The organism is Spirochaetaceae bacterium (assembly GCA_009784515.1).
In the GTDB taxonomy this organism is placed as follows: domain Bacteria; phylum Spirochaetota; class Spirochaetia; order WRBN01; family WRBN01; genus WRBN01.
This window is the reverse complement of sequence record WRBN01000067.1, coordinates 1-10,841: the sequence shown is the minus strand read 5'-3', so window position 1 is coordinate 10,841 and position 10,841 is coordinate 1. Positions and strand designations below refer to the sequence as shown.

Annotated in this window: 6 protein-coding genes; 3 read left to right on the top strand and 3 right to left on the bottom strand. The window is 36.8% G+C overall.

Annotated features, from left to right (window positions below; translation table 11 throughout):
• A partial coding sequence (locus FWE37_07465; protein ID MCL2520819.1) for a DUF4422 domain-containing protein occupies positions 1 to 1,755 on the top strand: 1,755 nt, incomplete at its 5' end.
• A gap of 136 nt (positions 1,756 to 1,891) precedes the next feature.
• Positions 1,892 to 3,247: a glycosyltransferase gene (locus FWE37_07460; protein ID MCL2520818.1), complete on the top strand. Its 1,356-nt coding sequence runs from the start codon at positions 1,892 to 1,894 to the stop codon at positions 3,245 to 3,247.
• Between the two features lie 7 nt (positions 3,248 to 3,254).
• On the opposite strand, the gene FWE37_07455 is transcribed toward FWE37_07460, so the two are convergent.
• From FWE37_07455 to FWE37_07445, 3 genes are read right to left on the bottom strand one after another with little or no spacing between them, the layout of a single operon-like run.
• Positions 3,255 to 5,825 carry a glycosyltransferase gene (locus FWE37_07455; GenBank protein ID MCL2520817.1) on the bottom strand — a complete coding sequence of 857 codons (2,571 nt, stop codon included), beginning with the start codon at positions 5,823 to 5,825 and terminating at the stop codon, positions 3,255 to 3,257.
• Positions 5,826 to 5,851: 26 nt separating this feature from the next.
• Positions 5,852 to 7,129, bottom strand: a complete 1,278-nt coding sequence (locus FWE37_07450) for an ABC transporter ATP-binding protein (protein ID MCL2520816.1) — start codon at positions 7,127 to 7,129, stop codon at positions 5,852 to 5,854.
• Between the two features lie 3 nt (positions 7,130 to 7,132).
• Entirely contained in the window at positions 7,133 to 7,978 is an 846-nt protein-coding gene (locus FWE37_07445) for an ABC transporter permease (protein MCL2520815.1), read from the bottom strand.
• 235 nt (positions 7,979 to 8,213) lie between these two features.
• On the opposite strand from FWE37_07445, the gene FWE37_07440 reads away from it, so the two are divergent.
• Positions 8,214 to 10,841: pectinesterase family protein (locus tag FWE37_07440; GenBank protein MCL2520814.1), on the top strand; the 2,628-nt coding region annotated here is incomplete at its 3' end.

The following is a 10,841-nucleotide window of genomic DNA, read 5'->3' as shown; positions in this document are numbered from 1 at the left end:
ACTGGAGATAATATCTCTGAAAAAAGATTGTCGTATAATGAACTAACAGTAATGTATTGGGCTTGGAAGAACGTGAAGGCTGATTATTATGGGCTTTGCCATTATAGGAGGTATTTTAGTTTTAACTCTCAAGCTAACCAAATACCCGGTAGAGATGCTCAAATACATTTTGATTACATTAATAAAGATTTTCTAAGTCAAGTTAATATCGATGCAGATAGCCTTATTACTAAAATGAGCGGTAATGCTTTGGCACTGTGCACACCTATTGATGTACGTGATTATTGGAGCCAAAATGTTTATCATCAGCATAGAGTTTTACCACATTTTCATATTAAAGATATTGATATTTTGCTAAATGTTATCAAAGATGTTTCACCAAGATTTTATATTGCTGCGAAGCGATTCTTTAATGGGCATTTACTTTATGCTTATAATACGTTTATCATGAGAAAAGATTTATTTTTTCGCTATTGTGAATGGCTATTCCCTATTTTACAAGAATGTGAAAAACGTATTGATCTCTCTAATTATAATCTTGCCGAACTGCGTAATATTGGATACTTAGGTGAATGGTGTTTAGGAATTTTCTACACCTATATAAATACCCATGAAAATATTCAAGCTACGTTTTTTCAGCGATTATTTGTATGCAACACCGATGTGCAAGCTAAGGTCGAGCCTCGTTTTAAAGAGCAAACAACTATTGTAACGGCTTGTAGTAATGAATATGTGCCCTATTTGGCAATAATGTTACAGAGCCTTTTAGAAAATACTTCACAGGATAATCGATATGGCATCTATATTATGCATACTTATATAATAGAAGAGAATCAAAGAAGGATTAAGGCCCTGTGTCAAAATTATGCCAATGTATATATTGAGTTTTACAATATGAAGAAAGAAGTTAGCTCTTTTTCTTTTAAAAATTCAGCTTTTATTGCACATGTTACTAACGAAACTTTCTTTCGCACTTTAGCCCACAAGGTATTTAAAACTTTTACTAAAATTATTTACCTTGATATTGATATAATCATACAAACCGATGTAGCTAATTTGTATAATATTGATATAGGTAACAACCTTATGGGAGCGTGTGTAGATGTTGATTTTATAGGTGCCTATTTTTTATACGAATGGATAAAAGACTACGCTGATAATACTTTAAAGTTGAAAGAAATTTTAAAATATTTTAATGCGGGCATACTTTTACTCAATATTAAGCAGTTTAGAAAGGAATTTGGTGATTATGACTTGGCAACATTCGCGGTAAACGGTAATTATAAGTTTGTTGACCAAGATATTTTGAATATAGCATGCCAAAAAAAGGTTTCTTTTATAGATTTGGCATGGAACGTTCCAGTCTATTATCCGGATAGAGATAAAACTATAGCAAAAGCACCTTTTACTATTTATAATAAATACCTAGAGGCTAGAAGTAAGCCTAAAATAATTCATTACAGCGGCCAATTAAAACCATGGAATGACCCTACAATGGATTTTGCGGCAGAATTCTGGGAAGTAGCCCGGAAGTCACCTTTTTATGAAATTTTGCTAGCAAGAATGACTAAGCCATCAACACAGCCGGTAATATCGGCGCAGCAAATTACCGATAGAATAATTATCAAAAGACTTTTGAAGCGAATAATTAAAGCATTTTTAAAAAAAATAATCACGCCGTTTTTCCCGCCTAAATCAAAGCGTAGGCGAGAGCTAAAGAAAGTTCGTGACCGTTTACGTAGTAAAAAACGCTAATGACAGGTATTAAAATTGGAATAAATGAAAGATATAAAAATATTTGTGTCTCATCGTATCGATTTAGATAGTGAAGTAATAGATAACCCTCTTTTTGTACCGGTACGTTGCGGAGCGATGTACGATAAACGTGAAAATGACGCAACATTTAGGAGAAAATAATATGCCACCCAAAGTTTCTGTAATAATTCCTGTTTATAATACATTTCCTTTTTTGAGAGAATGCATGGATGGCATAGTGAACCAGACTTTGCAAGATATAGAGATTATCCTTATAAATGACGGCTCAACAGATGGCAGCTTAGCTATTTTGGAAGAATATAAGCAAAATGATAGTCGTATTATCATTATAAACCAAGAGAATAAAGGGGCTGGAGCTGCCCGAAATGCTGGGCTTGACATAGTACAGGGAGAGTATTTATCAATACTAGATAGTGATGATATATATGATGTTACTATGCTTGAGAAGATGTATACAAAGGCAGAGGAACTGCAGGTTGATTTTGTGGTATGTTTTTGCAAATTTTTTGATAACGCAACCAAAAATGAATGGCCGTGGGAATGGTCAGGAATGTCAATAGAGAAAAAAGTATTTTCTTTTAAAGACACCTTAAATATTTCACAAAACTTTGATTTTTTTACGGGCTCATGTTATGATAAACTATACAAAAGATCATTTATAGATAAACATAAATTGCGGTTTCAAGAGATTTCTCACTCAAATGATGGGTTTTTCGTTTTTTATACAATGTATGCAGCAGAACGTATAGCAATTCTTAAAGAATTTTTCATAAAGTATCGTATAAATAGGGTGGGTAATCTGGGGTCGACACATCATCAAGATACTCATTCATTTTATGAAATGCATAAAGCTGTAAGATATAGTTTAGTGGAACTAGGTGTGTTAGAGGTAATTAAAGAACGTTTTGCTGTTTGGTCCTTTAAGCATTGTTGGTGGGTTTTGAATGAGATTAAAACATGGCAGGCATTCTTAGAAGTTTATTCCATAATACAAAATAAGCTTATTCCTGAAAATAAAACTATTAGTGTACCTATTGATATGTTTGATGTAAAATTTCTTTATGATGAAGCGCGCGAAATTAATGAGCTTTCTGCTGCTGAATATCTATTTGTTCGGCGTAAATCTCTTAGAGTAGAATATACCAATCTTCAGGAAGAGCATAATAATTTACAAGCGGAACATATAAACTTATCTGTAACCTATAGAAATTTGCAAATGGAGTATAACAACTTATCTGCAGAGTCTAATCATCTGCAAAATGAGTACAGTAATTTGCAAAATAAATATACAAAATTATTAGGTAAAATGAGAGCACTTGTTAATTCACGTTCATATCGCGTAGGGCGTATGTTTACTTACATCCCACGTAAAATACGCTGGCTTATTCATAATCTTAAAAAGTATGGGCTAACTTTTACAGTAAAATTGGTGGGTAAGAAAATAATACGCAAGATAAAGAAATCTAGTTAACAATACCTCATTTATTATTATTACAAATGAACAATGGACGATTATTGTTATAATCATCTTTTTCGTCATCAGATAGGCCGATAAAATTAATGTTAATGAAACCAGCCTCTTCTGAAAGTTCTTGCGTTTCCTCAGTACTTAAGCCATCGTTCCCCTCAAAATATAGTGTTCCAGTACATATTTTTTTCAATTTTTGAAGGAAAAGCTTTTTATTTTTAAGATGCCCAATAACGGCAAAACAAAATACTACATCATACGATTGCTCTATATTTGTAGTAAAAACATCACTTTCCACATCAATTTGCCTAAATTTAACCGTTTTAAACTCATGAATTTTGACGATAAGATTAGCAATTTTAACTTTTTCCAAATCATATTCTAAGCCCAAAGCACTAGAATATCCCATTTTTTGAAGCTCAAGCAAGAGTCCACCAATATTACTGCCAATATCCAACACTTTTTTATTACTAATCTGCTTTTGAGTAATAGCAAATCGAGTAAGTCTTTTTTTTATATCTCGCTGTCCAATTTCTTGCGAGACAGTTAAATAAGGCAAATCAAATGTATTATAAATATAGCGATTTCTTAAAGTGTGTCTATCTTTATCTGTATAACGTCGCGTAAAAAAAGAAGAGGAAATATTATAAAGCATCTCTTTTAGGACTTCTTCAACAATATTTTTAAAATCTTGCATATCTTTTATACCAAACTTTTGACTAATAGAAATTTCTAAATTATGGAAAACACACATATTGTCCGTAAGGAAAGGAGAATCTAATCCTTTACCGGTAATATCATAACCATCAAAAAAAGAAATATTTTTGAACGAAGCCTCTGCCATACTCTCAAAATCTATTAGTTTAATACCATTTTCTTCTGAATAAAACATATTAGCTAAATGTATATCGCGATGAACAATATTTTCTGTATATAAATCAAATAGAATTTTAACAATATCAGATAAAATAGCTTTCTTTTTAGCAGAACCGTAAGTATCAATAATTAGGTCTAGGCGAAAGCGATTATCAATAAATTCATAAACGATAAAGTTTTTTCCAATCTTATATACTTTAGGAAACCAAGTATATTTTTTTAGTCTTTCTATAGCAAGTTTTTCGTTATTAAAAGCCATAATAGCGTCATTATTTGTGTCATCGAAAGTCTTTTTTACCGCCTTTCCATAAGTTCGGTGTTTTACTACTTTAAGAGAACTTCTACGAGATTTTTTTTTATCACCAATTTCTTTAAGCTCTTTACGTAAGTCTCTGTATAGAATTTCATTTAAAGATTCAGCTTTCTTGGAAGCATTTCTTCTTTTTTCTATATTCAATTTATGCCAAAACCAAAGCAATCCGTAAGGCATAAAAGCTTTAATTATCTTTTTGAATAAGCTTTTACGTGGAGGAGATGGTAGGAGTTTAGTTACAGGTGCAGATTCTGGCGTATTGGATACAGGCGAATAAAAACTGTAAAGCTCCTTTTCTAATTGCTCTCTATTTATAGGTTTTTGGCAAAGTACGTTTGTAAATTTTCGTGCTTGTAGCTCATTAATGCCATTACCAAATTGTAAAACAGCAGAAACTATTTCGGGAGTGGCATTAGCTAAATAAGGGTCGTTAATAAAAAAATCAGCTACTTCTTTTGCTATTTGCATCTTTACAATATGTATATCTTCTTCGTTATAAAAATTATTATTTATATCTCTATAATGCAACCAAAGCAAAAGCTGAAAATTACGCAACAATACGGTATAATTTAATGTTTGATTATTGCTCACTAGCCCAGCTAGCTTCCCGTTGCTTAAGGCTACATCAAGATAGAAATTTAACCAGCCCCTTTCTTTTAATGTCCTTTTAAAATTCATAGAGCTATCTACTCGGTTCATTCGACGAATGTAAGCTACAATATTAGGAAGATAAAGAATGTTTTTGGCTAAAAAGAGTGCAAAAAAGATGGGAGATTCAAATGCTCCTGCTTCATTTTTTGCATATGACAAAGCCCTTAATAACAAGCTACGTTTCCAAAAAACTTGACATGGACCCCAAAGTCTTTTACTGGCTAATACTAGAAAATCATTAATAGCTAAAGAAGTATCAAAAAAATAAGATTCTTTTACACCGTATCTTCTTACAAGTTCGTCTTTATCAGCGGCCACCACTAAATGAGCATTTTCTCCTTTAAAATCATTCTCAACAATATTGGTAAAATCAAACACAATAGCATCGGTACTATTTCCGATTGCTGTTTTATAAAGAGCATTAACAGCACTAAGCGTTATTTCATCGTCACTATCGATAAACCATAGATATTCACCACTTGCTTCTAATAAACCGGTTTGTCTGGCTACTCCTTGCCGCTTCCTTTCGGCATGCGTTATTATGCGTATACGGCTATCTTTTTTGGCATATTCTTCGGCAATAGCACGGCTACCATCGGGGCTACAGTCATCTATTAACAATATTTCCATTTCAACCATATTTTGAGCTATTAAACTATCAAGGCATTCAGCAAAATACTTTTCTACATTATAAAAAGGAATAATAATTGAAACCTTAATTATATCACCCGCTTCATTCATTACTTAACACTCCTTATGTAGTTTAATTAAAACCCGTAAACATTAACTTTATGAATTAGATTTACTGCCATATCTCTGGTTTGCATATACACAGGACTATTCATTTTTACGGGAATTCTCTCAATATACCCTAAATGCACATTAGTTTTATCTTTTAGTGCTATATAAAAAACACCAACAGTGTTTGCTGCATTAACATTGTTAATTACTACCTCAACACAGCCGTGTCCTTTTTTAAGAGAGATAAACTGATTATCGAGCATATCAATGGCCTGAGAAAAAAGCACAGGTTCAACACTGTTAAATCTAAAAGCATGGTTAACGTATAAATTGCCAACATCTTTAAAGGCTTCATAATAAAATTTAACAGTTATATCATCATGAGTATCGAGTTGCATATATCCATCTTCAAAAGCGGTATTTAACTCTATTTTAGTTACTTTTACATCAGGATTGTCGCTGTAAAAAAAGTAGTCTGAAGCTGATACCTCTTTATCAACCTTTTCCTCAATCGAAAGATGCGTGTCTCGTGTATAAAGCGCTGTTCCCTCAACAACATCGCCATCAAAAACAATTTTGCCTTGTTTTAAATAAATAATCCTATCACAATTCAGGGTAATATATGCTGGCTCATGCGATACCAAAATAATAGAACACCCTTTTTTACGCATTTCCGCCATTTTATTATAGCATTTTAATTTAAACGCCGTATCCCCTACCGCCAGCACCTCATCAGCAATTAAGATATCCACATCGGCGTGCACGGCAATACTAAACCCTAACCTCACCCGCATACCCGATGAATAGGTTTGCACCGGTGCTTCCATAAAATCACCTAACTCGGCAAAGGCCACAATTTCTTCAAATTTAGCATCAATTTCTTCTTTGCCCATACCCAATATGGTACCATTTAAATAAATATTATCGCGACCACTCATTTGGTCATGGAAGCCAGCACCTACAGCTATTAAAGCCCCAATGCGGCCCCTAACGGCAATTTCACCAGTAGAGGGCGGGAAAATACCTGCAATAATACGCAGTAAAGTGCTTTTCCCGCAACCGTTACGGCCAATTAAGCCCAAACTTTCACCCTTTTTTAAGGTAAAGTTAATATCATCAAGGGCTAAAAATTCCGACTTACGAATTTTTGTTTGGTCAATGGGCCTTCTAAATAAAATTTTAAGCACATCGTACATGGTGTACAGCATACTACGCTTAATGCTGCGGCAAAACTTTTTACTTACCCCCCTTACCGCAATCACTACATCGTCATCAAGTTTATCTATATCCACATTTTGCGCCATAAGTTATATCCTTTCAATAAAGGTGTTTTCGGTAAGGTAATAAAAGCGCAGGCCAAGCATAAACAACACCGCCGAAATACCTGCCATAATAAAGTAACCCTGCCACAGGGTGCTGTGACCAAACAAAAACATATCACGCGGCAAAATAACCAAATAATAAAGCGGGTTCAACCTAATGGCGGCCAAAATGTAAGGGTTAGTAATGGCATCTACGCTAAAAACGATGGGAGTTATCCAGTAAATTAAGCCTATAGCCATATTAAAGACTTTGGCGAGGTCAGGGAAGGCTTTATCAAGCACCAAAAGAACAAAACCGATAGCACTGCCAAATAAAAGCAAAGGAATGAGTAAAAAAGGAAAGAGCAACCAAGTGATATGCGGATAGAGCCCAAACAGTAAAAAAACCAAAACATTAAGAACAAAAGTAAAAGTTGACCAAAAAATAACGTTAAGCAAATTATAGAAGAATAACGACTCGTGATGATATTCCACTTGCATAATAAAGCCGCCGCCGGCACCGAGTATGCCGCGTGATACACCTATAAAAGCACCAAAGTAACCGTAAATCATACTGCCGGCTAATAAAAATACCGGGAAAGGCACACCCGTATTGCCCGGCTGCAAAACACCGGCGATGTTCATAAATACCCAAGAAATAATACCAAAAATAGGGGCAATAAAGCTCCAGATAATGCCCAAATAACTGCGTTTGTTGGCCATTAATAAATCGCGTTTAAAGAGCTGCCAAATAAGCTCACGCGAGGCAATACTATTTTTAATAACAATAAATAATACCTGAAAGCTGTTTAATTTAAATCTTTCGCCGAAGCGTCTAACCCTTATTTGCATAACAGCGGTATTCTATCACATTTGTGAGGTAAAAGCAAGTGAGTATTTCCATAAAATTTTTGCTATCGCCAGCCTATCCCCGCCCTGAAGGTCAAGGTATTAGACCCGCTGCTACGCAATAATAATGACTATCCGTCATAATCTGCAAATCAATTATTTAATTAAAAATTAATTATCCATTTTAAAAAATATATGTTACAATAGTAAGTAAGACAACTGCAAGGATTAACTAAAAATGAAACCATCACTTTTATTATTTTTAATAACTTTAATCATTATATCTTGTGGCTCGGCCACTAAGGAGCAAAATAAAATAGAAATTTGGGATTTTGGCGGCAATGAACGCGACGAAAGTTTATATATTAATGGGCTTACCCCTACCGTTATTAACGGCTGGTATGCCGCTACCATAACAGCAGGCAGTAATGGCAACCCTCTTGCCGGTTTTGAAGCCGGTGATTTAAGCTTTAGCGGCACTAACGATAGATTACGTACCGAAAACGAAGCTTTAACCCGTTTTGACCAACGGGTGCAAAACCCACCGGAAGAGTGGTATTTAGAGGGCGAGTTACGCGGCCTCTTCTTTTTAAATGGAGCCACCAATGCCGCGCCTAACCGGCAGATGGTACTGGCCAATAATTTAGCCGATGACGAAATTACCTTTTTTGTAGCGGTAGAAAATGCCCCCAACACCATAACCTTTGAATATGTACCGGCTAACGATAACGATAATTTTACCTACCGTGAAATTAGGGTAGTACCGGTTGGCCACAGCCAGCTTAAATTTGTTGTTCCGCAGGACGGCAGCTATCGCCTTTTGGCCGATGGTACCGCATCGCGGCTTAGTTACCATCGTGTCCAACGACAGCCACCAACTTTAGCGCTAGTTAGCGGCAATATTAACAGCCGCACACGTTTACCGGCTGACTACAGCCTAATCTTTACTAACCTCTTTACCGGCAAAGAATACTCGGCCAATTTAACTAACCGCCGTTATAATGTAGAGCTCCCGACCGGTTTTACTTACAGTGTCCATCTGGAAGGAGCCGACGGCTTTATTATTGCCGGCGTCAGCGAATTTGAACTGCCGGCAGGCCGGTTAAACCACTGCTTTAACCTTGATATTATTAGGGTTTCTTTAATAGAATTAAGCGGGCAAATTACCGGTTTACCGCCGGAATGGCTGGCTAATATCGAGCTTTTGCTAACGGCACCGGCCGATAGAATATTTGAGCCTATTATTAATTTAGATAGAATAAGCGGCCGTTATATTATTCAGTTAGAAGAAGGTGTTAGCTATCTCTTTGAAGCTTTAGGTGTAAACGATTTTGAAACTACCACTACCCAGCTAAATATCAACACTACCCAAATTAATTTTACCGCTAAACCGTTACAACCGGTAACTATCCATAGCGAAGGTTTGCCGGCGGCTGCACAAAGCAGCCTTGTTTTAACTTTTAGCAACTTAAACGAAGTAGGTTACAGCTATAGCTTTAGCGCAGGCCAGCCTATTTTGCTGCGTGCCGGCACTTACCGCATTACCGCCGAAGGGTTAAATAACTTTGCTATCCAGCAGAGGCTTACCGCTAATTTAGTGGTAGCCGGCAGCCCGGTTAGCCGTACTCTTAATTTTAGCCCCAAACAAAATTGGTTATTTAGGGAACTTACCATTGCCAATTTAAACGATGGCCTCTTTAGCGGCCTGCAACTTAACGGCAATATGGTTATTAATAATAATCTTAGGCTGCTGGCTCAGCCGGGCAGCGCCTTAAGAATACCGGTTAATGCCGGCGATGTAGTAGTAGTTAATTACAGTTTTGCCGCCAACTTTACTTTAGGTGCAGGCAATATCACTGGCCAGCCCATTATTACGAGCAGCGGCTCTACCAGCCAAATAGAAAGTGCCAGCTTTAGATATTTAGGTACAACAGCCGGCTTTGTAACCCTTACAGCTATAGGCCAATCGTATATCGAAAATATTAGAATTTACCCGGAAGCTCCTTTTAGCGCTAGCTTAAATGTAGGGCCTAACAGAGCTTACACCACCATTAATGCCGCTTTAGATGTTGCCAACCGTATGCACCGCCCTAATAACGAGCGTGTTACCATTTGGATTGACCCGGGCAATTATGAAGAAATGCTTCATATAACCGCCCCTAATATAACCCTGCGTAATAGCTCGGCCAATCCTAGTATTGATTTGCTTAACAGCGGGGTAGATATTGCCCCCAATGCCGTACGTATTACCGGCTACTACGGACACGGCGTTAGCTACTTTAGTATGGACGAAAGCGGCCGTTTTAATGCCGAAGTTTTAGCTGTAAACCGGGCCAATGGCTACCATACCGTTACCAATCCCGGTGCCGGAGCGACAACTTTTTGGAACGCCACTGTAGTTGTGCGCGGCTCGGGCTTTGAGGCTTTTGGCATTATCTTTGAAAATTCGTTTAATCAATATGTCTCGGCCCATGAGCTTAGCGATATTTTAGTGCTAGACCCTACGAACAGAGGCGGCATAAGGCCAACCACCTTAGGGGCTACCGCCGTGCAACACCGCGACTTTTTAGAACGAGCAGCGGCCATCGCCGTCATCGGTGACCGTGCTTACTTTAACAACTGCCGCTTTGTAGGCCGCCAAGATACCTTTTATGGCGGAGCCGTACGGATAGCGGTAACCAACAGTATTATTATGGGCAGCGTCGATTTTATTTTTGGCCCTATGGTAGCTGTCTTTAATCAAAGCCAGCTGCAACTTAACACCAGCGATGCCGCTAACGATTTTGCCTACATTACTGCTGCCCAGCAGGCCGGCGGACGCGGCATTTTAGTGTATAACAGCAGTATTACCAGTACCACACCGGGT

Coding starts and splice junctions, on each gene's coding strand:
- FWE37_07460 (MCL2520818.1), top strand. CDS start 1,892: ATGACGCAACATTTAGGAGAAAATAATATGCCACCCAAAGTTTCTGTA.
- FWE37_07450 (MCL2520816.1), bottom strand. CDS start 7,129: ATGGCGCAAAATGTGGATATAGATAAACTTGATGACGATGTAGTGATT.
- FWE37_07445 (MCL2520815.1), bottom strand. CDS start 7,978: ATGCAAATAAGGGTTAGACGCTTCGGCGAAAGATTTAAATTAAACAGC.
- FWE37_07455 (MCL2520817.1), bottom strand. CDS start 5,825: ATGAATGAAGCGGGTGATATAATTAAGGTTTCAATTATTATTCCTTTT.